This is a genomic window from Bradyrhizobium sp. BRP22, from assembly GCF_020194175.1.
In the GTDB taxonomy this organism is placed as follows: domain Bacteria; phylum Pseudomonadota; class Alphaproteobacteria; order Rhizobiales; family Xanthobacteraceae; genus Bradyrhizobium.
This window is the reverse complement of the sequence record NZ_JADYVX010000006.1, coordinates 39,575-64,316: the sequence shown is the minus strand read 5'-3', so window position 1 is coordinate 64,316 and position 24,742 is coordinate 39,575. Positions and strand designations below refer to the sequence as shown.

Below are 24,742 nucleotides of genomic sequence, written 5' to 3'. Positions count from 1 at the left end.
GATTGCTCAGGCGCTGATGAAAATTCATGCTAGCGGAAGTGAGTACGTGACAATAACATTCTTCAATTGTGGCGCGGGGCAACAATAACATTTCTCGCTTTGCCGGAATTGGAGGCCAGCATGCTCGACGAGCTCGATCGCAAGATCCTGGCGACGCTGCAGGTCGATAGCAGCCTTTCGATGCAGGAGATCGCCGAGCGGGTCGGGCTGAGTTCGACGCCCTGCTGGCGACGGATCCAGAAGCTTGAGAGTTCCGGATACATCAAACGCCGGGTCGCGCTGCTGGACGCCGAGAAGCTGAACCTCGGGGTCAGCGTTTTCATTGCGGTCAAGACCAACCAGCACAATGCGGAATGGGCGCAGAAATTCCGCAAGATCGTCACCGGTTTTCCGGAGGTCGTGGACTTCTACCGCTTGAGCGGCGACGTCGACTATCTGATCCGCGCCGTGGTATCCGACATCCGTGCCTATGACGATCTTTATCAGCGATTGATCGCAAAGATCGACCTGCACGACGTCTCGTCGATGTTCACGATGGAGCAGATCAAGTCGACCACCGAACTGCCACTCACGAGTCTCGCGTGAGTGGCTAAAGCGCAGATTCGTGCGAACGCATTCGCTGCCTGGGCATCAATCAGCCGGTGATTACGTCGCAACAATCTTCCTCGAAAGATCACCCATGAGCTCGGACTGGATTGCCGTCGCGGTGTAGAGCGAAGCGTCCAGCGGCAGGTTGCCAAATGCCACCTGGCACAGGAGATAGTTGGCGCCCGCCTTTTCCACCTGATCGAGAACGGCGTCTCGCACCGAAGCCGCCGTCCCGACCACACACAATTCGCTTTCGACCGCAGCCTCGAACGTCAACGGCAGAAATGGTGGTGTGGACAGACCATTGAGATCGTACAGAAACTTGAAGCTGGCGAGCCATCGTTCGTAGGCGGGCGCGGCGAGTGAAACGGCCTGGTCGTGGGAATGTGCGATCACCACCGCGCGCACAAGTCCGATGAATGGGCTTCGAGTGCCCGCGTTGCGAATCTGGGCTCGATGCAGACGGAACGCATCGGTAACTCCGCGCACGGAGGACGCAGGTCCTACGCACGCAATGTTGGCGCCGTTTGCAGCCGCCCAGGCGGCCGACTCGGGCCGACCGGCGGCAATCCACATCGGCGGATGAGGACGCTGCTTGGGAAGCAGCGTCAAGGGAACATCGTTCAGCTCGAAATAGCGTCCGTGATGCGACAGCGTGCCGCCTCTCATGGCATCGAAGATGATCTCGCTTGCCTCTACGTACCGTTCCTGCGCCGCGTCCGGAGCAACACCAAAGTAACCCAGTTCGACGGGAAGAGCGCCGCGCCCTATGCCCAGTTCGAGCCTGCCGCCGCTCAAATGGTCGAGCATGCAGATCTCTTCGATCGCTCGTAATGGGTGGTACAGGTTAAGCAGCATCACCAGCGGGCCGAGACGAAGGCGCCTTGTACGCGGGGCAACGCTCGACAGGAACAGGTTCGGCGACGGACCTCTCCCATGCGGCGTGCAGTGATGTTCCGCGATATGATATGCATGGAAGCCGAGGCGGTCGTATGCCTCTGTCAGCGTCAGGCGATCGGCGTATTGCTGGGCCAGATCACGGCCATCATCGTCCAAATGATCGAAGATGCCGACGGTCAGTTTGGAAAGAAAGTCGTTTGCCACCGAGGACCTCCTGCGCCGGCCGCAGCAGAATCTCGCGCGCGCCAACGCCCGTGCGATGGTCAGCAGCCGGGTTTTACCTGGATTTCTCTCGACAGATATGGTCCTTCCGTTCGTGCATTACTTCGATACTCGTGTCACTATTGATTGAACTCTCTCATTCGCGTTCTCAACTTAAGGAGACGTAGAGCGCCAAGGTGAGCGCTCGTCACAGGATGTGTATCACTGCAGAGCAAATCGCATGCAGAACGGCGCCGTATCGCCCGGAGCGTGCTTACAATCTGGTAAGGAGCGAGATCCATGACCAAAGGTTCTGACCTGCTTGTTGCCGCTCTTGAAAATGAGGGGGTGACTCGGATTTTTGGAATCCCCGGTGAAGAGAACCTTGACGTCGTCGAATCCATTCGAAGGTCCTCGATCCAGCTCATCCTGACGCGCCACGAACAGGCCGCGGCATTCATGGCCGCCACACATGGAAGGCTGACCGGCGAGCCGGGCGTTTGCCTGACCACTTTGGGTCCAGGTGCGTTGAATCTGACGACCGGCGCTGCTTATGCACTTCTTGGTGCGATGCCCATGCTCATGATCACAGGCCAGAAGGGCATCCTTTCCTCCCGCCAGGCACGCTTCCAGATCGTCGATGTCGTCGCGACGATGCGGCCTCTTACCAAGCTGTCACAGCAGATCGTGTCGCCCGCGACGATCCCGACGCTGGTTCGCGAAGCCTTCCGCGTCGCTGCGGAAGAACGTCCCGGGCCAGTTCACCTGGAGCTTCCCGAAGATATCGCAGGCGAGGAGTGTGCTGAAGTCGCGCTGGTGCCCGCACATCCGATCGAACTTCCGGTGGCAAACGCGAGTGCGTTGGACCGTGCAGCCGAAATGATCAAGGAGGCGCAGCGTCCATTGCTCATGTTGGGAGCCGCGGCTTCGCGTCCGCGATCCACCGAAGATCTGGCCAAGTTTGTTCTGCGCACCCGGATTCCCTATTTCACCACCCAGATGGGGAAGGGCACCGTTCCGGGCGGTACCGAACTTTATATGGGAACGGCGGCTCTCTCGGAACGTGACTATGTTCATGAGGCCATCGAGCGGGCCGATCTCATCATTACGATCGGGCATGATACCGTAGAGAAACCGCCCTTTATCATGGGAGCAGGTGGACCGAATGTCATTCATGTCGGATATCAGCCGGCATCGGTGGAGCAGGTCTATTTTCCGCAAGCCGAGGTGATTGGCGAACTCGGTCCCTCGTTGCGGCTGCTGGCGGATCGGATCGAAGGCAAGATCCCCAACGCTCAAGCGCTGCTGCCTCTGCGAGAGGGGATATTGCAACGTGTTGGTGCGCGCGCTACCGAAGATCGGCTGACGCCACAACGTCTCGTGCACGATGTGCGCGAGGTGATGCCGCCCGACGGTGTCGTGGCGCTTGACAACGGCATGTATAAAATCTGGTTTGCGCGAAATTATCGAACCAGGGTTGCCAATACGCTGCTGCTGGATAACGCGCTGGCAACAATGGGCGCAGGCCTGCCCTCAGCGATCGCGACGGCAATTCTCTATCCGACGCGTCGCGTGATGGCCGTTTGCGGTGACGGCGGCTTCATGATGAACAGCCAGGAGCTCGAGACGGCCGTCCGGCTCGGCCTCAACCTGGTGGTGCTGATAATCGAGGATCACGCGTTTGGAATGATCCGCTGGAAGCAGGCTGTCGACGGCTACGCGGACTTCGGCATGACGTTCACCAACCCGGACTTCGTCGCTTATGCCAGGGCTTATGGAGCCAAGGGCACAAGGGTCGATTCCGCTGCGAGGCTGCGGCCTGCGCTGGAACATGCTTTTGAGGGCGGCGGCGTCCATCTTGTCGTCGTCCCGATCGATTACACGGAAAACGAGCGGGTTCTTGTCGACGAACTTCGACAGCGCCTTACGGTTCAGTAGATGGTAGGGTGGAGCTTCGGGCTCATCGAGCCACAGGATGATTGGCCAACGGTTTCCGCTAATTGTTCGGGGGATCCGAAAACGCGGTCTCGAGCACGTCGCCGATCGGCTGCCAGGTTCTGCCGTCGAACTGGACCAGGCGCATCTGCTTGATTGGTCGAAAATTGCTCTCGCTGGTGTTGATCTTGATGCCGGGCAACAGCGCGGGAGATTCAAAATCCTTCAGCGATGCTGCCTGACGCATCACGTTTTCACGGGAGAGATCATCGCCGCATTGTTTGAGCACCTGCGCAAGCGTCTCGGCGGCGGCATAACCATAAAGTGCGGCGCTGCTGCGCTTGTCTCCAGTTGGGTAATATTTGTCCATGAAGGACAGCCAATCCCTGATCGCCGGATCGTCCTTCCATGCTGGATCGCCCGGATCCTTCAGGAAAGAGGCCGAGATCACGCCAACGGAGTTCTGCGCGCCGGCCGATCCGAGCACGGTGCCGATTGCGGCAGCCTCATCGTTGAGAAGAAACACCGGATGCCATTTGAAATCCGCGGCCAACCGGATCACCTGTGAAGCGGTGGCCGGCACACCTGCAAAAACGAGAATGTCGGCGCCCGATCGCTTCAGGATCGAGACGTGCCCATCGATGTGGGCATCTGCAATATCAAAGGCGACGCCGACGATGATCAGGCGAGTCAGGTCGCCGAGTCCGTCCTGTATTCCCCGATATAGTTCACGACCGAACTGATCGTTCTGCCAGAGAACCACGATCTTGCGCTGCGGATAGAACGCCTGGATGTAGTTGGCGTAGACGCGGCCTTCGGCACGAAACGAAGGCTGCCAGCCCATCGTCCATGGAAATGCCTTGGGGTCAACCAATTCCTCGGCGCCGGAGGCCACGAACAGTTGAGGAATCTTCCTCTCGTTCAAATAGCTCCGTACCGCGAGATTGCCGGGCGTTCCGAACGAGCCGAACATCAACAGGACGTTTTCGCGCTCGACCAGTCCGCGCGTGAGATCGAGTGCGACGGTAGGATCGGAATTGTCATCGCGGGAAATGAAGCGCACCTTGCGGCCGTTGATCCCGCCGCGCTCGTTGATCATGTCGAAATAGGCCGCTTCGGCCTTTCCGATCGCTGCGAATTCCGCCAACGGCCCGGTATAGGGCATGAGGTTGCCGATCCGGATTTCGCTGTCCGTCGAGGGATCTTCCGGCCGCTGCGGAGACATCGCACTGAGCGATGTCAGTGCGATCGCGAGAACGAGCAGCATCCGGCCTGCTACGTTCATCTGCAGTGCCTCCATATATCGACCGCGTTGAGCTTTGACCCGGGTCGAAGGAAGTCATCTGTCGGCGAGTTGAATCAAGAGCACTCAATCATGCCAATTGGCGCATTTTGAGGCGCACTTGCCCGCAGGGTCCCATACCTCACTCTCGAGCAGTTTGGGATTCCCGGATTTGCTAGGCTATTCCGGGCGAGCCAATAAAGCAAATGACTTCAATATGTTGCGAAGGAAACTAAACTTTGCGGCGACCAATGTGGAGGCCTCCTGAAACGAAAGGGTGATCGACGACGCCTGAGCGCGAGCTTGGGTGGAAAGCGGAGATAGACCGTATGCTGGCCCCAACCGCAAGGGGCGACGATCTGGTCCCCAACAGCTTGCTCGAAGTCAAAGCGAGGGTCTGGTGAAGACGTAGATCAGACCCGCAAGCATGAGAGCGCCGACGCTTGCCATGAGAACTGGGCCGGGCGCGGTGGCGATCCAGAACAGCAAGAATCCGGCGCCTATTCCCACGAGCGACAGCAATTTCGCGCGCACAGGGATGGCGCCGTGCTCCCGCCACGCGCGCAGCGCTGGCCCGAAGCGGGGATGGGAGAGTAGCCAGTTTTCGAGCCGCGGAGACGATCGTGCGAAGCAGGTCGTGGCGAGAATGAGAAATGGCGTCGTCGGCAACACCGGCAAGAATGCGCCGACAAAGCCGAGGGCGATGAAGATAAAACCGAGAACGAGGTAGACGCGACGCATCAGCCCGCAACCATCATGCAAAGCGAAGACCTGTGACGTATGCCGAGCTTATCATGCTCTCGCAACTCTCGGCGTGCCTGCCTGGAGGAGGTCGTTCCTCGCCAGCGGAGCCCGCGATCGTACGTTCTGCCCTTTTTGCTTACCCTAACAGCCCTTTGACAACGATTGACGCGTACAGTTGAGACTAGACTCTCGCGCTGGTGGAAAGAGATCACCGAGAGCTCGCGAGCTGAAAGGGTCGGAGGAGAGCCATTGTCTTGTAGGAAGCAGCAACGTTGCGGCCCTCAGAAGAACGCGACGGCTGAGGCGTGCCGGACCGCGTGTTGAACTCATCTCTTACTCCCACATCTGTTTCGGACATCCGATGTTGTCCGTCCGACAGGATGTCCAATGCGACAGCGCAAATGGCGGCTTTTGGCGGGCAATCAAACGCCACTTCCGGGTTAGGCTGTCCTCGGACAATGAATGCTGCGGTGGGGATGAGAAAGTCCTGCTATGATGGTGGCCGACGCTCGACCGGGCGACGCTCTCGCGCCCATGCGTCGTTTGCTTAAGCGTCGGGCCAAAATTCGCGCGGTCTCCTTGCCTTGGGAGCATGACATGTCACCCGCAAGCGGCGCTAGATCTGAATGATTCAGTTCACGTGAACTTCGCAGATTCAATGGGAGGAACAGAAAATGTCGGTCCCATGCAAGTTTGAACGCAGCCTTCTCAACCACGAGGAATACGAGGCGATCCGCCTCACGCATCATCCCGCCATCTATGAAGTCGAGCCCACCGAGCTTGCGGCCATGCAATCCCGCTTGCGCAAGATGCGCGACAGGGAGCGAACGCTCGGCCGACAAAAGCGGCGGGAGGTGAAGGGAAAAGGCGAAGCTCGCGGCGCGAACTTCCCTGGAACGGCCGAGCGTCCATCGCAACGCAAGCAGGTCTTCGCCGCAGCACTGAAGCGGGTCAACAGGGAACTCAGGCGTCTTCACAATTTGGCAGCTCGGACTGCCCATGTCGAAGCGGCTCGAAAGGCTCTTGCGCTGCGTCGAGCCGCGAACTTCATTCCCTATCCGTCCGCCGGCTCCACCGCCAACGAAGGCATGGCACCGCGTTTGAGTACGCGCCGAAAAAGAATCGTCACGGGCGCGAGAATCGGACGGGTGTCGCAGGCTACGAAGGTCGCCCAGGCAATACGTGATACGCGAGGTGCGTGAATTTGCGCCCCGCGCGCCGTCGCGCGAGCGCACAGTTATAGGCCCGTGCCGATGGCATCGAGCCAATGGAATTCGGCGGAGCAACGGAACGGCCGATCTTGCCAGAGCGGTGCGAGTTGCGCCGTCGCCCAGCGGCGACGAAAAAGCGACGCCGCTCTACCAGCGACGGCCCCAAGGTCCCGGGCCCCAAGGTGGTGGGCCCCAGGGTCGTGGGCCCCAGGCGTAGGCGCCGCGCCATCGCGGACCCCACACCGGGCGCGGACCCCAGGCCGTGACGCCCCAGACCGGACGCCGCCACCAGCAGCGGCCCCACGCGTCGCAGACCCAGCGGACCTGCTCGGCATTGACCGTCGGGCTGGCGATCCGGGCGGCGCCTGGAAGGCCGTTCGGTATCGCGGACGCCGAGCCCGCGGTGAGCGCGACGCCACCGAGCGCGGCCAACCCAACAACAGCAGCTTTCAGTTTCATGGCTGTCTCCTTCGTTGGAGACTCCAAGAACTTCGACAACACGCTTTGGTTGCAGTGATGTTTGAGCGGGAGCCCCGGATTCGATTTCGCGTTAACCTGCTGAACATCGGTCCAACAGCAGCTCGCCGCGATGATCGATACCCCGGTCGGCAGGCAAATTCCCTGATCCGCCGCGCGACCTCCACTCCCGTCATGCGCGGCATGGAGAAATCGACGATCGCGACATGGGAGGACATCACTCAGCCAGGTCCAGACTTGATCAGCACTGTCTTCTTTAGCCGTTGGGAAACCCGGCTTGACACTTGCCACGCGCGTTCGCATTATGTTCTCTGTGACTTCGGTCAAATTTCGCTGGTGAACGGTCTGGATGGCAACTAGAGCCACCATCCTTCATGCAGACCTGGATGCCTTTTATGCCTCGGTCGAGCAACTGCTCGATCCGTCGTTGCGCGGCAGACCCATCGCCGTCGGTGGCGGGGTCGTGCTTGCTGCTTCATACGAGGCCAAGGCGTTCGGGGTTCGAGGCGGTATGCCGGGACGGCAAGCGCGCCAGCTATGTCCGCAGCTCACTTTTGTCAGCGGTCATTTCAAGGACTACCAACGGCTGGGCGATGCCGCCATCAAGGTGATCGGCGATTTCACACCGCTCGTCGAACGGATTTCCATCGACGAGGCTTTTGCGGATGTTGCGGGCTGCACTCATCTCTTCGGCGCGCCCGCCGACATCGCAACGGCGATCCGCCGCCGCGTGCGCATCGAGCTTGGTCTTCCGATCTCAGTGGGTGTCGCGCGGACCAAGCATCTGGCGAAAATTGCGTCGCAAGTGGCCAAGCCCGACGGGCTCGTGGTCGTCGATCCCGACACTGAACTAGAATTCCTTCACCATCTGCCCGTCGAACTGATGTGGGGAGTGGGGCCTGTCACGAAGGCGCGCCTGGCCGAGATCGGCGTGTTGACGATCGGCCAGCTGGCAAAAACACAAGGATGCTCGCTCGAGCGGTTGCTCGGTCGAGCAGCAGGCGGGAAACTCGCGGCGCTGGCGTGGAATCGCGATCCGAGGGAAATCAAGTCGCACCGCCGCGCCGGATCGGCTGGGGCGCAGTCAGCGATTGGCAGGAAGCCGGCCGAAGGGCGAGTTATTCGACCGACCCTGCTTCACCTCGCGGACCGCATTGCAACGCGGCTGCGGGCGAAGTCCAGGCCCGGTCGAACCGTGACGGTGCGCGTTCGCTTCGCCGACCTGAATTCAGTGACGCGCTCGGTAACGCTCGATGCGCCGATCTCAGCGACGATAATCCTCGCTGAGATCGCTGAGGAGCTGGTGCGCGCGATCCTTGCAGATCATCCGGACCAGAAGATCATCTCGTTATTGGCGATCTCCGTGTCGCATCTTGAGGAGCACTGGGATTTCGAGCTCGAGCTCCCGCTTGGACTTCAAGATGAAGCGCGCCGCCCCGGCACCAAGATGGGCATGGCACGTTGGGCGGCTGATTGCGCCGTCGACAAGATCCGAGATCGCTTCGGATGGGATGCGATCGGATACGGCTCGGCAGCGCTGGGTGTTTCTCGTTCCGTGCCCGACGAGTTTCGCAAACTTGCCGAAAGGGACCTGTAAGTGGGCTCAGGTCAGGCGAGGCGATCGTCGATCGACTGCCCCCTGTGCAACGCGGCGCCCGGCCGATGCATCCGTCGCCGCTGTTTGGGGATCGCTGCGCCTGGAGGGTCTTTCAGTCCTGCAATTCGAGGCTGGCTAGCTGGAGCCGGTCCAGGATGACAATCTGACGCTGATTATTACCGATGAATCCAAGGATACCGAGCTCGTGCAGCCGCGACAGGGCGCGAGAGACCGTCTCCAATGTCAGGCCGAGATAGTCGGCAATGTCGCGGCGGCACATGGGTAGCGTCATGACGCCGGCCGCGGTAAGGCGCTTGTGGCCTCGTCGGTCAATACCGCTCGGCAACAAGCTTCATCCCGCGCAGCCCGGTCTGGTCGTTGTACCGTCCTTTGGTGGAGCGCTTCGGTAGCTTGACCTTTTTCCGGCGAACGCGCCTGTACGGGATCAAGTCGAGGATATGCGAGATGGAGTTCAGCCGCGCCCGGCGTTTGTCGTCGGAGCGGATGATGTGCCACGGCGCATGTTTCGAGCTGGTGGCCTTGAACATCAGGTCACGTGCGCGCGAATAGTCATACCAGCGTCGATAGGATTCGGTATCCATCGGGCTCAGCTTCCATTGCCGCAGTGGATCGTTGATCCTCGCCCTGAAGCGTCGCTCCTGTTCCTCCATCCCGACCTCGAGCCACAGCTTGATCAGGATGATGCCGGCCTCAACGACGTAGTGCTCCACAGTAGGACACAGCTCGAGGAAGCGCTTGTGCTCGGCGGGGGTGCAGAAGCCCATCACATATTCAACTCCGGCCCGGTTGTACCAGCTGCGATCGAAGATGACGATCTCGCCCGCGGCAGGGAAATGCTGCATGTAGCGCTGGATGAACATTTGCGTCTTTTCGCGATCCGAAGGCGCGGGAAGCGCGACGACGCGGAACACGCGCGGGCTCACCTTCTCCGTGATGGCCTTGATCGTGCCTCCCTTGCCAGCCGCATCCCTGCCTTCGAACAGGATGATGACCCGCGCCTGGGTCGCTTTCACCCATTCCTGGAGATGGCACAGCTCGACCTGGAGCTTCTCCAGTTCCTTCTCATAGTCCTTCCGCTTCATTCGTGAGGCGGGCGCATTTGCCATGTTCGCGCTTCCACTGCTTCAGCTCGTCTCGGACCGTCCGTCCGCTTAATCGCCCCAGGCGATGGTGACGCCGATATCGCCGGGCACGCCACCGGGAAAATCGATGATCTGATAGCGGATGCGATAGCCGCGCGGTTTCAGGTAGTCGGTCCAAAGCTGGTAGATCTCCTTCGGAATCCCGGTCAGCGTCGTTTCCCAGCCCGCCTCCATCTGGTTGATGGCGCGGCCCTTGTCGGTACACAGCGTATTCGGGAAGCGATACACCAGCACTTCCGTCAATCCGTTGCGCACGGCGCGCTGAATGACCGTCGAAGCCAATTGGATCTTTTCCTCCTCGGATTTGCCGGACGGCCGGCCGAGCCGCTCGATCAGGGCGCGTTTTTCGGCCTCGGCGGCGGCTGCGCGGCGGACATACTCATCCGCCTTTTCCGCCTCCCGCAGTGCAGCCTCCTTCTGGATTTGATTGGCGCTGGGGATCAGGTCATCAATGTTCGCTGGCATGGCTGACATCTCCTGGAGTGGCCGTTTCCTTGGTCGTTCGCAAAAGGCTAGGGCCGGGTAGGGGGGAACCTTTGATCCAGATCAAGCGTCCGCCGGATGGCGGTACCCAGACTGGGCGGTCAAAGGTTCATTCCTGACCGGGAGAAGCGGTTGAGCAACCAACTCCATCCAATGGCACCCCATCATCTGCCGTTTTTCATCACGCCACCGAACGAGGTCGATGTGTTGATGGTTGTGATGGGCATCTTCCTGGTGGCGGCCGTGCTCTGGGTCGGCACGCTCTATTGGCGCTTGCACAGCCTGCCCGAGCGGATGGCGCACAAATCGCAAAAACTGCAGTTCGAGATCGTCGCGGTTCTCGGGCTCCTGGCGCTGTTCACGCACATCCACCTGTTTTGGGTCGCGGCGCTGTTGCTTGCCATGATCGATCTTCCCGATTTCGGTACGCCGCTGCGCAGCATTGCCGGCTCAGTCGAGAAGATAGCGGGCGCCGCAACGTACGAAGGCGGTGCAGCAAAGCCCGAAATCAAATCGGATCCGGCACTTCCGGCCGCCCCATTGGAGACGAAAGGCCCGAACGCTGCGAAGGCAAGGGAGCCCAGCGATGCTTGAGCTCTTGATCTGCTCCCTCGTGACTGTCCTTCCTGACTATCTCTACCGCCGCTACGTCCAAGGCAAGCGCTTCGGCAAGGAGATCACGTTCTTCTCGGTCTGGTTCGAGCTGAGGTGGGGCATCACCGCCTGCCTGATGCTCACGATATCGCTGATCACCATGATCTTCTATTTCCATCCATCGACCAACACTGCCGCACTGTTTTTCCGGACGGTCCCGATCCTCCCGGAGACTTCTGGACGCGTCGCGGAAGTCAATTTCAGCTTCAGTGCGCCGGTGAAGAAAGGCGACGTGATCTTCAGGCTGGACAATTCAAAGCAGGAGGCAGCCCTTGAAACGGCTAAGCGCAAAGTCGCCGAGGTGGACGCGGCGCTGGTGGCCGCGGAAGCCGATGTTGTCAAGGCCGAGGCGCAGATCCAGGAAGCAAGGAGCTCGCATCAGCAGGCCAAGGATGAATTGGATGTGAAGAGCGAATTGCAGCGCCGCAATCCCGGTATCGTGCCGCAGCGCGACATCGAAAAACTCCAGGTCCTCGTCGATCAACGGCAGGCAGGCATCGACGCCGCGGTGGCCGTCAAGCAGTCCGCTGCCTTGCGGGTTTCGACACTGCTGCCGGCGGAGAAGGCAAGCGCCGAGGCGAGCTTGGCGCAGGCGCAGGTGGATCTGGACAAGACGTTCGTTCGCGCCGGGGTCGACGGGCGGGTGGAGCAGTTCCTGCTTCGCATCGGCGACGTCGTCAACCCGCTGATGCGGCCGGCCGGGATCCTCATCCCGGAGGGTGCGGGTCGGCAGGTCCTGCAGGCCGGGTTCGGCCAGATCGAGGCGCAGGTGATGCGGACGGGGATGGTGGCGGAAGCGACCTGTATCTCAAGGCCCTGGGTCATCATCCCGATGGTCATCACCACGGTCCAGGACTACATCGCCGCCGGTCAGTTCCGAGGTGGCGAGCAACTGCTCGAAGCGCAGAACACCGCGCGACCGGGTACGGTGCTGGTATTCCTCGAGCCGCTCTACAAGGGCGGACTCGAAGGGGTTACGCCGGGTAGCAGCTGCATCGTCAACGCCTACACCAGCAATCACGAGGCGATCTCCAACAAGGAAACCAGTGTGGGGCGGCGGATCGCGCTGCACGTGGTCGATGGCGTTGGACTGGTGCACGCGTTGCTGCTGCGGATCCAGGCACTGCTGTTGCCGATCAAGACGCTGGTGTTCAGCGGCCATTGATACGTGAGGAGCACGGAAAAGCGCTTGCGGCATTCTGGAAGGGGGAGTGAATGAAGGGGCTTCGCAGGTTTCCGGCGCTTGTGACAACATTCGCCGTTTTCGTTTTGGGATTATCCGGAAATGCGATCGCGTTCGATCTCACCGGTGCATGGGCAACGAGCGCCGACCAATGCGATAAGATATTCGCGCGCAAGGGAAGGGCAAAGCAGGTCGCCTTCACCAACTTTTCCGGCATCTATGGCGGCGGGTTCATCGCCGAGCCCAATCGTCTGAGAGCCAAGCATGCGACCTGCTCGATCAAATCGAGGAAGGACGACGGCCAAAGCGTCAATATGGTCGTCAGTTGCGCCTCAGGGATCATGCTTGAAAACATCCAATTCGTCTTCAAAGTGCTTGATGACAACAGCATCACGCGCCTGTTTCCAGGCATCGAGGGGATGGAGGTCACCTACCACCGCTGCAACCAATAGCGCTTGCGCACTGTGTATGCGCATCATGGACCGATCACCGCCGAAAACCAGAGCTCAGGTGGAGCGCTGTTTCCGTGCCGCTTGTTCGCTGATCGCGGAATCCCGCCGGATCCTGGTATCTGCGTTGAGCATGTCGCGTCGCAGCAATGTCGCGCTCCGGCTGAACCTCGCCGGGTTTCTTTGATCTTGATCAAGAAACGCGCATGCACGGGACTGATGCTTGCCGAACGTGAGGCCCATGGAGGTTGTGATGTCTCGCTGCGGCAAGATTCTGCTGGCGCTCGCGCTGTTCCTGATGGTTCCTGCGGCCGCCTTTGCGCAGGCGACCACTCCTCCGCCTGCCCAGGGCGGTCAGCCACAACAGGCCGCACCCGGCGAACAACTGCTGAAGCCTGAACAGCTCGAGGCGCTGGTCGCGCCGATCGCGCTCTATCCCGACGATCTCCTGGCGAACGTGCTGGCGGCATCGACCTATCCATTGGAGATCGTGCAGGCCGACCGTTGGGTGGCCTCGCACAAGAACCTGAAGGGCGACGCACTGAAGAACGAGGTCGACAAGCAGTCCTGGGACGACAGCGTGAAAGCGCTGGTCAGCACCGCATCCGTTCTCTCGATGATGAGCGACAAGATCGACTGGACCAAGGATCTCGGCGATGCCGTGCTCGCGCAGCAGCCTGACGTAATGGACGCGGTCCAGCGCTTGCGCGCGAAAGCGCAGGCGAACAACAAGCTGGTGACGACCAAGCAGCAGAAGGTCAGCGTGCAGAGCCAGGAAAACAAGCAGGTGATCGTCATCGAGCCAACTGACCCCAATACGATGTACGTTCCCTACTACGATCCGGCCACCGTCTACGGAACTTGGCCGTATGCGGACTATCCGCCTTATTACTTTGGCTACCCCTCCTATATTGGCGCGGGCGTGATTGCAGCAGGTCTCGCATTCGGCACGGGCTGGGCGATCGCCCGGTGGGGCAATTATTGGGGCGCGGATTCAATTGGGGTAACCGCAATCTCTACGTCAACCACTACAACAGGGTCACCAACGTCGGAAACAATTGGCAGCACAATCCAGCGCACCGGCAAGGCGTGCGATACAGCAACGCCAATGTTCAGCAGCGCTTCGGCAACAACAATCTGAAGGCGGGAAGCGCGAACCGTATGGATTTTCGCGGCCGTGGCGGCGAGCAGGTGCTGCGTCCGGGACAAGATCGACCGGGCGGCGGTGATCGCGTTGGAGATCGGGCAGGGGATCGCGCAGGTGATCGCGGCCGCGACGGCGCGGCCTCTCGTGACCGTCCCGGCGGTGACCGGGCCAATCGGCCAGCTGCGGCCGATCGTGCCAAGGGAGGTGGCGATCGCGCAAGGGCAGGTGACCGCGGTCGCAATGCGGCGCGTGGCGGCGGCGGCCGCGATACCGCGTTCAGGAACGTGTCATCCGGCAGGACGGCCAATCTGCAGGCCGCACGAGGTCAGGCAAGCTTCGCCGGACGGGCCGGAGGCGCGGTCGCCTTCGCCGGCCGTGGTGGCGGTGGTGGCGCCGCTTTTCGCGGCGGCGGTGGAAGCTTCCGTGGCGGAGGCGGCGGAGGTTTTCGTGGAGGCGGTGGACGGCGCTCCGATATTGAGGTGAAGCATAGCATCGTGCTGCTTGGCCATCTCGCCAATGGTCTTGGCTACTATCGCTTCAGCTATCTCGGCAGCAGCAAATCCTATGTCGGCGTAATGGCGCAGGACGTGCAGGGCATCATGCCGGAAGCGGTCACGCGCGGCAGCGACGGCTATCTCAGGGTCTACTACGACAAGCTCGGATTGAAGTTCCGGACCTACAGCGACTGGCTTGCCGCCGGAGCAAGGATACCCACAGCATCGGAGCCATCACCATGATTGCCGTTCGGTCGCTCCGGTCGGCTCGCCCCGCAGCCGCTGTCGCCGCGCTCATGATGCTGGCGCTCCCGATCACATCGGCTCACGCGCAGCAGGCCTATCCTTCGCCGGAAGACGCCGCAGCCGCACTGGCTGCTGCCGTTAGAGCCGGCGAGAAGAAAGCCATGATGAAGGTTCTGGGCAAGGACGCCGAGGACATCATCGCGTCAGGCGATGATGTCGCCGATGCCGAGACGCGCGAACGCTTCCTGTCCGCGTATGAAGCCAGGCATTCGATCAAGGCCGAAGGAAACAAAAAGGCGACGCTCATTCTGGGCGCGGATGACTTCCCTTTCCCGATCCCCCTGGTCAACAACAGGGATGGCTGGGAGTTTGATTCCGCGGCGGGTCGCCTCGAGATCCTGTATCGCCGTATCGGGCGCAACGAACTTGATGCCATTCAAACCTCTCTCGCCTTTGTCGATGCCGAGAACGAATATGCGGACAAGGATCGGACCGGCGAGGGTGCCGGGGTCTACGCGCAACGGATTGTCAGCACTCCAGGCAAGAAGGATGGCCTGTTCTGGCGCGACGATCGCGACCAAAGCCCCCTCGGCGAACTTGCGGCGCAGGCGGCAGCGGAAGGCTATAGAGCCGGCGCGGAGGGCGGTGCGCCCTATCACGGCTACTACTTTCGAATCCTGAAGGGTCAGGGCCCCAACGCGCCTGGCGGCGCCATGAACTACGTCGTCAAGGGCAAGATGATCGGCGGCTTTGGTCTGATCGCCTATCCCGCAGAGTATGGCAATTCGGGTGTCATGACCTTCATGGTCAGCCACGCAGGCACCGTCTATCAGAAGGATCTCGGCCAGCGCACGGCGGTCATCGCCAAGCGCATCTATCTGTTCGATCCGGACCAGACCTGGAAGAAGGTGGACGCGACGAACCCTTGAGGCGATGGGAAGGCTGCAATGCCATCATTTGCAATTCGCCTTACGGTGATCGCGCTGCTCGCGTTTGCGCTTCCTGTGGCGCCGTCGCAAGCGCAGGCGCCGGGCTATGTCCGGGTCAATTTCCTGAAAGCGGGCCTGGTCGTTGGCGGCGGCGGCGGAACGGGTATCCTGACGTATCGCGGCCGCAACTATCGGTTCCGGGTCTCGGGCCTCAGCCTCGGTGTTGCCGCCGGCGCATCCGCCAGTCGCCTGGAAGGTTGGGCCTCAGGCATAAGTGACGTGAGCGATTTTGCCGGCACCTATAGCGCGGTCGGCGCAGGCGGTGCCCTGGTTGGCGGTGCAGGTGGCGTCAACCTGAGAAATGAAAAGGGCGTCGTGCTCATCCTGAAGGGGCCGAAAGCAGGGATGGAGTTCGCCGCCAACCTCAGTGCGATCAGGATTTCGCTGAGGTAACCTTAGGTTTCGGATTTCTGGTGAGGTCGTCGTCGCCGACGACAAACTCACACACGGCGTGTGGGTTATACTCAGAATGCGGAATGACTATAACCAGGGCTGAGAGCTGACCTGACCCAAGTTGCTGCAGCCGAATCGTCGCTGAGCCGCGAATAGAAGGACCTTGGTCGGCCGGTATCGGGAGCGATAACCACATGCAGCAGAAGTACGTTACAACCGATGTCCTCGAAATCGCCTATCGCGAATACGGCGCAGCCGGCGGCTGGCCCTGTATCATGGGCCACGGCTTTCCGTACGATGTGCACGCTTATGCGGACGCCGCACCGCTGATTGCTCACTCCGGTGCGCGGGTACTGGTGCCCTGGCTGCGTGGCTATGGGCCGACGCGGTTTCTCTCCGACAAGACGCTACGTTCCGGCGAGCAGGCGGCGCTCGGGGCCGATCTCCTCGCCTTCATGGATGCGCTGAAAATTGAGCGCGCGGTGGTGGGCGGCTATGATTGGGGCGGGCGTGCCGCCTGTATCGTCTCGGCGCTTCATCCCGAGCGCGTGGTGGGGCTCGTCTCCGGCAATTCCTATAACATTCAGGACATCGCACGCAGCATGGAGCCGGCCTCGCCGCCGGAAGAGGCTGCGCTCTGGTATCAATATTTCTTTCACAGCGAGCGCGGTCGCCGCGCGCTCGAACGTAACCGGGCGGGATTCGCCCGACAGCTCTGGTCGATGTGGTCACCCAAATGGGCCTTTGACGATGCGACCTTTGCGCGGAGCGCGGCGGCCTTCGACAATCCGGATTTCGTCGACGTCGTAATCCACTCCTATCGGCATCGCTATGCGCTGGCCGCGGGCGATCCTGCCTATGCTGCGATCGAGCAGCGGCTTGCCGCGCAGCCGCAGATCTCGGTGCCGACGATCGCGATTGACGGCGATTCCGACGGCGTCAACCGCGGAACCGCCCATCACGCGCGCAAGTTCGACGGCTTTTTTGAGCGGCGCGTCTTTCGCGACGCCGGTCATAACCTGCCGCAGGAGCGTCCGGCCGAATGGGCGCAGGCGGTGCGCGACGTGTGGAAGGCTGCAGGAGGCTAGGGGCGTCTGTCTCCTCAGGATCCGCTATTGCACCAGAGCGAACGCGCAAGGTTGAGCGTCGAAACGGGTCAGCGTGTCGCGATCTGGCTGCGGTACCAGTCCAGGATTTCCGCTCCGGTCCACATCAAGACGCCCGGATGTCCCAGGATGTAGTCGTACAGCATCTCCAGATATTTGATCCGGTGCGGCACGCCGGTCAGGTACGGATGGATCGAGATCGCCATCACCCGCGGCGTCTTTGCGCCATCGACATAGAGCCGGTCGAACTGATCGCGTCCCCGGCGGTAGATCTCGTCCGACGGCTGCTGCTGCACGGCGCTGATCACGACGTCATTGATCTCCACGGTGTAGGGAACGGAGACGATGTCGCCGGCGCGAGTCTTCAGCGTGACCGGTTGCTCGTCCAGCACCCAGTCGGCGACATATTCGATGCCCGCCTCGGCGAGCAGGTCCAGCGTCTCGTCGGTTTCGGTGAGGCCAGGGCTTTCCCAGCCGCGCGGCGGCTTGCCAGTGAAACGGCTGATCGCCTCGATCGTCTGCGCGATCGCCGCCTTCTGATCGTCAACCCTGTGCATCGGCCGTTGCACGAAGCCGTGGCCCATGAAATCCCAGCCGGCGTCGCGTGCGGCCTCGCAGGCGTCGGGATAGAGCTCGCAGACGCTGCCGTTGACGGCGAAGGTGGCTTTCAAATTGCGGCTCTCGAGCGTCTCCACGAAGCGCCAGAATCCGACCCGCATGCCGTATTCGTGCCAGGCCCAGTTCGGAACGTCGGGCAGCAGCGGCTGGCCCATCGGCGGCGGAAGCACGGCGCGCGGCATCGCTCCGTCAGGACTCCAGTTCTCGACATTGACGATGGTCCATACCGCGACGCGCGCATCGCCCGGCAACCGCAGGGCCGGCCGCTTGTGGATGGGCGTATAGGGGATGCGCCGACGGACGCTGCTGCCGATAGTGTCGGTCATGTCATGCTCCTGTGCAGGCTCAGGCTTCGCAAAGCAGTTGCAGCGCGGTGCCGCAGCAAAGGCATCGCCGCTCGTGTGGCGTGAGGCGGGGAACAGCATCGATGGTTGATATCGGGTCCTGGTCCGCCATGTCGAACGGCGAGTCAGAGCCGACGCAGATGTGATCGGCGCCGACGAGATCGATCAAATAGCGCAGCGCCTGTGGGTCGAACACGAGGCCGTCGAAATAGATGCGCTTCAGCAGCTCCTTCGGCGAGGACTTCGACGTTGCATGGGTCTCGCTGCGCACCTTGTGGCCATGCACCAGCCGTCCGATCTGGTACGGCGCAAAGCCGCCGCCATGCGCCAGCACGATCTTCAGCTCCGGCAGTTCATCGAGCGCGCCGGAGAACATCAGGTTCGCCAGCATCACCGTGGTGTCGAGCGGATTGCCGATCAGGTTGGTGAGGTAGTAATTCTCCAGCCCGGCCTTGGTGCCGACATAATAGGGATGGGCGAACACGAACACGTTCAGCTCCGAGGCTCGGCGCAGCAGCGGCCGGAAACGCTCCGCCGCAAGCTGCTCGCCCTCGATCGAGGTGCCGATCTCGACGGCCTTGAAGCCGTATTCTCTGACCACGCGTTCGAGTTCGGCAACTGCAGCGTCCGGATGCTGCATCGGAACGCTCGCCATGCCGCGCAGGCGGTCGGGCTTGGCGGCGACCATGTCGGCGATCCCGTCATTGACCAACGTCGCGACATCCAACGACAGATCGGCGTCGGCCCAATAATAGAACATCGGCGGCGCTGGCGAGATCACGGAGATGTCGAGGCCCTTGCGGTCCATCGAATCGAGCTTGGCTTCGGCCTGGTGGAATTCCGCGAACAGAGGATAGACGTAACCTTGATCGTGAATCACCTTGCGCGCGGCACCTTCGCCATCGATGCGGGCCTGGAAGCGCTTCGGATCGGCGGCGATCGCGGAAACGATACGGCCTGGAATGACGTGACTGTGAATATCGATCTTTGGTTCAGCCATGGGGTGGGTCCGGTCCGCGTTAGCTGTTGGCGCGTGAGCGTTCTCAGTGAACGCCGAGGAAGCGGGTCATCGAGGAAGGGTCGTCGGCGAGCGCCGCGGCGGGTGCTTCGAACACCACCTTGCCCGTTTCCAGCACATAAACGCGATCGGCGACTGAGAGCGCGCTATACAGGTTCTGTTCGACAAGCAGGATCGCAAGTCCCTGTTCCCTGAGCTTGGCGATGATATCCTCGAGATGCTGCACCATCACAGGTGCAAGGCCCTCCGACGGCTCGTCCATCAGAATCAGCTCGGGATCGATCATCAGCGCGCGGCCGACCGCGAGCATCTGCCGCTCGCCGCCGGAAAGCTGGTTGCCGCGATGCTGGCGCCGCTCGGCGAGCCGCGGAAACAGTTCGAACACTCGCTCGACCGTCCAACCCTCCGTCGCGCGCGCCGACTTCAACAGCGTCAGGTGCTCGGTCACCGTCAGCGACGGAAACAGCCGGCGCCCCTGCGGCACCAGCGCGATCTTGCGCCTGGCGATCTGATGCGACTTCAGGCCGACCAGCGCCTCGCCCTTCCAGGACACGTTGCCGCTGCGCACCTGCGGCAGCGCGAGGCCCATGATCGAGCGGATCAGGCTGGTCTTGCCCATGCCGTTGCGGCCGAGCAGGGCCACAACCTCGCGATCGCGCACCGTCAGCGACGCTCCCTGCACCACATGGGCGTCTCCGTAGAAGCTGTGGAGGTCGTTGATCTCAAGCATGATGGCGCGCCTTGCCGAGATAGACGTTCTGGATATCCGCGTTGTTCCTGATGTCGGCCGGCGTACCCTCGGCAAGGAACTGTCCGTTGTTGAGGCAGGTGACCCAATCGACCAGGGACAGCACCAAATCCATGTCGTGCTCGATCAGAACGATGGTGATGTCCTTGGGCAGCGCGCGGATGATGTTGGCGACGATGACGCGTTCGGCCGGCGAAAGGCCGGCTGCGGGCTCATCGAGCAGCAGCAGTCGTGGATTGGGCGCGAGCGCCATCGCGATCTCGAGCTGGCGCTGCTCGCCGTAGGACAATTCGTTGACTGCGGAATCGGCGCGAGCTGCCAGTCGCGACAGAGTGAGCGCACTGTCGGCCTGCGCGCGTTCCTCGTCGGTGGCAGCGGGCGAACCGAAGAAGGAGAACTTGCGCGGCGTCAGTCCGCGGATCGCCAGCTCCATGTTCTGGCGCACGGTCAGGCTCGGAAACAGATTGGTGATCTGGAAGGTGCGGCTGATGCCCCAGTCCGCGCGCCGGTGCGGCGGGGCATGGGTGATGTTGCGCCCTTCGAACACCACGCGACCCGAACTCGGCGGCACGACGCCGGTGATGGCGTTGAACAGGGTGGTCTTGCCGGCGCCGTTCGGCCCGATGATCGCGCGGCGCTCGCCGCGCCTGACGTCGAGCGACACGTCGTCAACCGCCCGCAACGCATCGAAGCGGACGCCGACATGATCGAGCTGGAGGATAGATTTGGTCAACGTGTGCTCGCCGGTCGGAGTTTGTCAGGCCTTCTTGATGCCCTGGAAATCACGCGAGTAGGGCGGCTGCTTCAGGTACGTCTCCGGATCGTATTTCCAGAATTGCGAGACCTGAGGATAGGTCTCGATCGGAAGGTTCCAGAACTTGCCGTCCTTGTTCTTGACCACCTTGCGGATGAATACGTCATAGATCGGATTGCCGTAATCATCGAAACGAACCGGCTTGCCGAGCGGGCTGTCCGGCAGGTCGGTCTTCAGCACCGTGTCAAGGAACAGGTTGCGGTCCTCGACCTTGCCGCCGATACCGTTGATCGCCTTGGCGACCCACATCGCTCCGACATAATGCGAGAAGGCGTAAAGCGAGGGTATCTTGCTGAACTTGCCGGAATAGGTCTTCACGAAGGCTTGCGTCGCCGGCAAGTCGGCGCCTTCGGCGAAATGTGCCGAGGTCACGATGCCCTCGCATTCCGGACCGAGCGTGCGGATCACGGATTGGTCGGTCGCGTTCTGCGCGCCGAGCATTGGGATCTGACCCTTGAGGCCGAAGCTCGCATATTGCTGGATCAGCCGGCTTGAATCCGCGCCGGTTTCCATCGCGAACACCGCGTCGGGCTTGAGGCCCGAGATCTGGCCGAGATAGGGGCTGAAATCCGATGTGTTAAGCGGATGCCAGAACTGGCCGACGATGGTGCCACCACCCTCGGTGAAGGTTTGTGCGAAGCCGCCGCATTGCTCGTGGCCGAAGGTGTAGTCCTGCGAGATGGTGGCGATCTTCTTGTAGCCTTGCTTCAGCGCCCAGTCGGCGAGCGGGCGCGAGAACTGGCTCGCCGAGTAGCCGCCGGCGCGGATGACGTTCTTGATGCGGGACCGCTGCGTCAGATCGTCGGCAGCGATGACCGGGATGAAATAGGGCGTGCCGTTGCCCTTGACGTAGTTCGCAACGGCAAGTCCGGTGTTGGCGAGCAGGTTGCCGAAGAGGAAATCGACCTTGGCCTGTTCAACCAGGCGGCGGGCCTTCTGCAGGGCAGTGTCGGGGTTCGATGCATCATCCTCCACGATCAATTCGACGCTGCGGTCACCGACGCGGTTGCGGGCATTTTCCCAGAACAGCGTGAAACCGTCGATGATCTCGCGCCCGCCGGCAGCGACCACGCCGGTTTGCGGCGCCATCAGCCCGATGCGGATCGGCGCGGCCTGCGCCCGCACGATATGCGGCGCGGCGAGGGTGCCGGCGCCGGTTGCCAGCGTCAAAGCGGTGGTCTTCAGAAATTGTCGGCGGTCCATCGATTTCTCCTCAATTCAACGATTCGGATGACTGTCGCTTGCGCCGGCGCGAGAGCAGGATACGAACGCGGCCGACGACCCCCTCCGGTGCGAAGATCATGATCAGCACGAAGGTCACCCCGAGAACCGTCGGCCAGCGCGCAGTAAAGGCACTGACGACGTTCTCGAGCGCGATGATGAGGGTTGCGCCGACGAAGGAGCCGAGCAGCGTGCCGACGCCGCCGGTGATTGCCATCAGCAGCGCCGCGACCGATTGCGAGAGCTGAACCGTTGACGGGCTGACGAAATTGTTGAACAGCGCATAGAGCGCGCCGGCGATTCCGGCGAAGAAGCCCGAGGCGACAAAGGCGATGAAAAGATGCAGCGGCACGTTGTAGCCGAGGCTGCGCATCCGGCTTTCGGAATCGCGGATGCCGCGCAAGGTGAGGCCGAACGGCGAATGCACGAAGCGCCACATCGCCCAGGTCACGGGAGCCACGACCAGCAGCACCGCGTAGTAGAAGCTGATGTGATCGGCAATGAACTCCGGCCTTCCGATGCCGCGCAATCCGTTCTCGCCGCCGGTGACGCTGGTCCAGCGCAGGCAGAGCCCCCACACGATCATGCCAAGCGCGAGCGTGAGCAGCAGAAAGTAGACGCCCGAGGTGCGGATCGCGAGCAGCGCGAACACGGCGGCGAGCAGGGTGGCGCAAAGGATGCCGAGCGCGACGCCAGTCCAGATTCCGCCTCCCAGCACCGCCGTCCAATAGATCACGACATAGGTCGAGGCGCCGAATATGGCGCCATGGCCGAGCGTGGTGCGCCCGCCATAGCCCGCAAGCACGTCGATCGACATCGCGAGCACGCTGAAGATCAGGATCTGGGTGGTGATGGACACCTGATAGCTCGGCAGCACCAAAGGAAGCGCGATCAGCGCCACTGCAGCGAGGGCGATCCAGCCAACCACGTGCGAAGGACGCGTGCGGGCCTCGTAGCTCGGGGCAGCCTGGCTGATCGGTGTCGCCATCACGCAGTCTTTCCAAACAGTCCAAGCGGTCGGAACGCGAGCAGCAAAGCCATCGGGCCGAAGATCACGAAATAGGCGAGCTCGGGAAACATCACGCGTCCGATCGAGTTGAGCAGCCCGACCAGCAATGCGCCGACGGCGGCGCCGACCAGGCTCCCGCGCCCGCCGATGATGACGACCGCGAGCGAGAACACCAGGATCTCGGCGTCGGCAGTGGGATAAAGAGTGAGGAACGCGCCGCCGATTACGCCGCCAAGGCCGGCCAGCGCGCATCCGAGCATGAACGTCCCAAGAAATACGCGGCGGATATTGATGCCGCTGGCCTCGACCATTTCGGGGTCATCGACCCCGGCGCGGATCAGCGCGCCCAGCCTTGTGTGGTTCAGCAGCAGCCACAGCGCTGCGAACACAATGACGCCGAGCGCGAGGACAAAAATCCGGAATTTTGGATAGAACACGCCGCCGATCTGCATCGCGCCCTGCAGCATCGCCGGAACGGGAACCGTAAATGTGTCTCCGCCCCAGATCACTAGTGCGATATCGTCAAGAATGAAGGCGACCCCGAGCGTCAGCAATACCTGCCGCAGCTCGGCGCCGCGGACGAACCGCATCAGGCCCCGCTCCAGCACCGCGCCGAGCAGCGCGACCAGCGCCATCGCTGCGACTGCACCGAGCGCGGCGCTGCCGCTGGCCTCTGCCACCGAATAGCCGGCAAGTCCCCCGATCAGATACAGCGCGCCGTGCGCGAGATTGACGATGCGGAGCAGGCCGAAGATCAGCGTGAAGCCGGACGCCACGATGAACAGCAGCGCCGCGAAGGTGAGGCCGTTGAGGATCTGGAAGAGGTTGATGCCCGTCATGCGGCGCCGCCGAGCGCGCCCGGCCGCTGCTCAAGGAACCAGTCATGGATCTGTTCGCCGGTCCAGAACACGACGTCCTTGTGGTTGCTGATGTGCTCCAATGCGCCGGCGAAATACTTCAACCGGTGCGGCGTACCCATGATGTAGGGATGGACCACCAGCGCCATCACGCGCGCGGAGGCGTGCGAATCCGCATAGATCTGGTCGAACTGGTCGGTGGCCCGATCCTGGTATTCGGAAGCCTTGTGATGCTGGATCAGCATCATCGCGACGTCGTTGCATTCCTGGGTGTAGGGCACGTTGACGATCGGCCTGCTGCGTGTCTTCAGGACCACCGGCTGGTCGTCGAGCACCCAGTCGCAGACATATTCGAAGCCCTCTTCGACGAGGATATCCGGCGTTTCCCAGGTCTCGGTGAGTCCAGGGCCGAGCCAGCCGCGCGGGTTGCGGTTGGTGAACGCGCGGATGGCGTTCTTGGTCTTGCGGATGTCCTCGCGCTCGTCAGGCACCTTCTGCATGTTCTTCTGGCCGAAGCCGTGACCGATGAATTCCCAGCCGCGCTCGAGCGCGGCGCGCGCGATCGGCTCATAGCTCGCAATCGCCTTGCCGTTGATGGCGAGCACCGCCTTGACTTTGTAACGGTCGAGCACGTCCAGCATTCGCCAGAAGCCGACGCGGTTGCCATATTCGTGCCAGGCCCAGTTCGGAATGTCCGGCATCGGCGCCCCGCCGGCGGGCGGCGTCAGCACTGTGCGCGGCATGGTTTCCTTCGGGTCCCATTCCTCGACATTGACGATCACCCACACGGCCATGCGCGCCTTGCCCGGCAAGGTGAGCGTGGGCCGTTCGGAGATGGCGGAGTAGGTGAGCCGCTCGGTAGGCAACATGG

Annotated in this window: 25 protein-coding genes and 2 pseudogenes; 12 read left to right on the top strand and 15 right to left on the bottom strand. The window is 61.8% G+C overall.

Annotation, left to right across the window (positions count from 1 at the left end; genetic code table 11):
* The first annotated feature begins 120 nt into the window (after positions 1-120).
* Positions 121-585 carry an Lrp/AsnC family transcriptional regulator gene (locus tag I6F35_RS10505; protein ID WP_225117586.1) on the top strand — a complete coding sequence of 155 codons (465 nt, stop codon included), beginning with the start codon at positions 121-123 and terminating at the stop codon, positions 583-585.
* Between the two features lie 60 nt (positions 586-645).
* On the opposite strand, the gene I6F35_RS10500 is transcribed toward I6F35_RS10505, so the two are convergent.
* Complete coding sequence (locus tag I6F35_RS10500) at positions 646-1,692, bottom strand: LLM class flavin-dependent oxidoreductase (RefSeq protein ID WP_225117585.1); 1,047 nt, start codon at positions 1,690-1,692, stop codon at positions 646-648.
* 297 nt (positions 1,693-1,989) lie between these two features.
* Between I6F35_RS10500 and I6F35_RS10495 the strand changes: the two genes are divergently transcribed.
* A complete protein-coding gene (locus tag I6F35_RS10495; protein ID WP_225117584.1) occupies positions 1,990-3,627 on the top strand; it encodes an acetolactate synthase large subunit in 1,638 nt (545 codons plus the stop codon).
* Positions 3,628-3,685: 58 nt separating this feature from the next.
* Here the strand turns inward: I6F35_RS10495 and I6F35_RS10490 are convergent, their stop codons facing one another.
* Together I6F35_RS10490 and I6F35_RS10485 are read right to left on the bottom strand one after the other, a co-directional pair.
* Positions 3,686-4,909 carry an ABC transporter substrate-binding protein gene (locus tag I6F35_RS10490; RefSeq protein WP_225117583.1) on the bottom strand — a complete coding sequence of 408 codons (1,224 nt, stop codon included), beginning with the start codon at positions 4,907-4,909 and terminating at the stop codon, positions 3,686-3,688.
* A 381-nt stretch (positions 4,910-5,290) separates the two neighbouring features.
* Positions 5,291-5,647 (bottom strand): YbaN family protein, encoded by a 357-nt coding sequence (locus I6F35_RS10485; RefSeq protein ID WP_225117582.1) that lies wholly within the window; start codon positions 5,645-5,647, stop codon positions 5,291-5,293.
* Positions 5,648-6,324: 677 nt separating this feature from the next.
* On the opposite strand from I6F35_RS10485, the gene I6F35_RS10480 reads away from it, so the two are divergent.
* Positions 6,325-6,852 carry a hypothetical protein gene (locus tag I6F35_RS10480; protein WP_225117581.1) on the top strand — a complete coding sequence of 176 codons (528 nt, stop codon included), beginning with the start codon at positions 6,325-6,327 and terminating at the stop codon, positions 6,850-6,852.
* 156 nt (positions 6,853-7,008) lie between these two features.
* On the opposite strand, the gene I6F35_RS10475 is transcribed toward I6F35_RS10480, so the two are convergent.
* Complete coding sequence (locus I6F35_RS10475) at positions 7,009-7,320, bottom strand: hypothetical protein (protein WP_225117580.1); 312 nt, start codon at positions 7,318-7,320, stop codon at positions 7,009-7,011.
* Between the two features lie 57 nt (positions 7,321-7,377).
* Between I6F35_RS10475 and I6F35_RS10470 the strand changes: the two genes are divergently transcribed.
* Positions 7,378-7,698, top strand: coding sequence for a hypothetical protein (locus I6F35_RS10470; RefSeq protein WP_225117579.1), 321 nt, complete (start codon positions 7,378-7,380; stop codon positions 7,696-7,698).
* The gene (gene dinB / locus I6F35_RS10465) at positions 7,688-8,935 is read left to right on the top strand and encodes a DNA polymerase IV (protein WP_225117578.1); all 1,248 of its coding nucleotides are present in this window, start codon (positions 7,688-7,690) and stop codon (positions 8,933-8,935) included. The genes I6F35_RS10470 and dinB overlap by 11 nt, the downstream gene beginning before the upstream one ends.
* Positions 8,936-9,047: 112 nt before the next feature.
* Here dinB and I6F35_RS10460 read toward each other — a convergent pair.
* The 3 genes and pseudogenes from I6F35_RS10460 to I6F35_RS10450 all read right to left on the bottom strand — a co-directional run.
* Positions 9,048-9,251: pseudogene (locus I6F35_RS10460) on the bottom strand (helix-turn-helix domain-containing protein); the annotation flags it as partial.
* Between the two features lie 13 nt (positions 9,252-9,264).
* The gene (gene ppk2, locus I6F35_RS10455; RefSeq protein WP_225117577.1) at positions 9,265-10,062 is read right to left on the bottom strand and encodes a polyphosphate kinase 2; all 798 of its coding nucleotides are present in this window, start codon (positions 10,060-10,062) and stop codon (positions 9,265-9,267) included.
* A gap of 45 nt (positions 10,063-10,107) precedes the next feature.
* On the bottom strand, positions 10,108-10,563 hold the full coding sequence (locus tag I6F35_RS10450) for a hypothetical protein (RefSeq protein ID WP_225117576.1): 456 nt from the start codon (positions 10,561-10,563) through the stop codon (positions 10,108-10,110).
* 171 nt (positions 10,564-10,734) lie between these two features.
* Between I6F35_RS10450 and I6F35_RS10445 the strand changes: the two genes are divergently transcribed.
* The 7 genes and pseudogenes from I6F35_RS10445 to I6F35_RS10415 all read left to right on the top strand — a co-directional run bounded on the left by I6F35_RS10445 (position 10,735) and on the right by I6F35_RS10415 (position 17,224).
* Positions 10,735-11,175, top strand: coding sequence for a hypothetical protein (locus I6F35_RS10445; RefSeq protein WP_225117776.1), 441 nt, complete (start codon positions 10,735-10,737; stop codon positions 11,173-11,175).
* Positions 11,168-12,400: a biotin/lipoyl-binding protein gene (locus I6F35_RS10440; protein ID WP_346283152.1), complete on the top strand. Its 1,233-nt coding sequence runs from the start codon at positions 11,168-11,170 to the stop codon at positions 12,398-12,400. Before I6F35_RS10445 ends, I6F35_RS10440 begins: the two co-directional genes overlap by 8 nt.
* A gap of 50 nt (positions 12,401-12,450) precedes the next feature.
* Positions 12,451-12,870: a hypothetical protein gene (locus tag I6F35_RS10435; RefSeq protein ID WP_225117574.1), complete on the top strand. Its 420-nt coding sequence runs from the start codon at positions 12,451-12,453 to the stop codon at positions 12,868-12,870.
* A 250-nt stretch (positions 12,871-13,120) separates the two neighbouring features.
* Positions 13,121-14,751: pseudogene (locus tag I6F35_RS10430) on the top strand (DUF3300 domain-containing protein).
* The gene (locus I6F35_RS10425) at positions 14,748-15,683 is read left to right on the top strand and encodes a DUF2950 domain-containing protein (RefSeq protein ID WP_225117573.1); all 936 of its coding nucleotides are present in this window, start codon (positions 14,748-14,750) and stop codon (positions 15,681-15,683) included. The pseudogene I6F35_RS10430 and the gene I6F35_RS10425 overlap by 4 nt, the downstream one beginning before the upstream one ends.
* A gap of 18 nt (positions 15,684-15,701) precedes the next feature.
* Positions 15,702-16,136, top strand: a complete 435-nt coding sequence (locus I6F35_RS10420; protein WP_225117572.1) for a hypothetical protein — start codon at positions 15,702-15,704, stop codon at positions 16,134-16,136.
* Positions 16,137-16,330: 194 nt separating this feature from the next.
* Positions 16,331-17,224 carry an alpha/beta hydrolase gene (locus tag I6F35_RS10415; protein ID WP_225117571.1) on the top strand — a complete coding sequence of 298 codons (894 nt, stop codon included), beginning with the start codon at positions 16,331-16,333 and terminating at the stop codon, positions 17,222-17,224.
* Positions 17,225-17,292: 68 nt separating this feature from the next.
* Here I6F35_RS10415 and I6F35_RS10410 read toward each other — a convergent pair whose 3' ends face one another.
* From I6F35_RS10410 to I6F35_RS10375, 8 genes are read right to left on the bottom strand one after another with little or no spacing between them, the layout of a single operon-like run.
* Complete coding sequence (locus I6F35_RS10410) at positions 17,293-18,186, bottom strand: polysaccharide deacetylase family protein (RefSeq protein WP_225117570.1); 894 nt, start codon at positions 18,184-18,186, stop codon at positions 17,293-17,295.
* Between the two features lie 19 nt (positions 18,187-18,205).
* Complete coding sequence (locus I6F35_RS10405; protein WP_225117569.1) at positions 18,206-19,204, bottom strand: amidohydrolase family protein; 999 nt, start codon at positions 19,202-19,204, stop codon at positions 18,206-18,208.
* A gap of 43 nt (positions 19,205-19,247) precedes the next feature.
* Positions 19,248-19,952, bottom strand: coding sequence for an ABC transporter ATP-binding protein (locus I6F35_RS10400; RefSeq protein ID WP_225117568.1), 705 nt, complete (start codon positions 19,950-19,952; stop codon positions 19,248-19,250).
* Complete coding sequence (locus I6F35_RS10395) at positions 19,945-20,703, bottom strand: ABC transporter ATP-binding protein (RefSeq protein WP_225117567.1); 759 nt, start codon at positions 20,701-20,703, stop codon at positions 19,945-19,947. The genes I6F35_RS10400 and I6F35_RS10395 overlap by 8 nt, the downstream gene beginning before the upstream one ends.
* A gap of 24 nt (positions 20,704-20,727) precedes the next feature.
* Positions 20,728-21,987 carry an ABC transporter substrate-binding protein gene (locus I6F35_RS10390; protein WP_225117566.1) on the bottom strand — a complete coding sequence of 420 codons (1,260 nt, stop codon included), beginning with the start codon at positions 21,985-21,987 and terminating at the stop codon, positions 20,728-20,730.
* A gap of 10 nt (positions 21,988-21,997) precedes the next feature.
* The gene (locus I6F35_RS10385; protein WP_225117565.1) at positions 21,998-22,993 is read right to left on the bottom strand and encodes a branched-chain amino acid ABC transporter permease; all 996 of its coding nucleotides are present in this window, start codon (positions 22,991-22,993) and stop codon (positions 21,998-22,000) included.
* Entirely contained in the window at positions 22,993-23,853 is an 861-nt protein-coding gene (locus I6F35_RS10380) for a branched-chain amino acid ABC transporter permease (RefSeq protein ID WP_225117564.1), read from the bottom strand. Before I6F35_RS10380 ends, I6F35_RS10385 begins: the two co-directional genes overlap by 1 nt.
* Entirely contained in the window at positions 23,850-24,740 is an 891-nt protein-coding gene (locus tag I6F35_RS10375) for a polysaccharide deacetylase family protein (RefSeq protein WP_225117563.1), read from the bottom strand. The genes I6F35_RS10380 and I6F35_RS10375 overlap by 4 nt, the downstream gene beginning before the upstream one ends.
* Positions 24,741-24,742 lie beyond the last annotated feature (2 nt).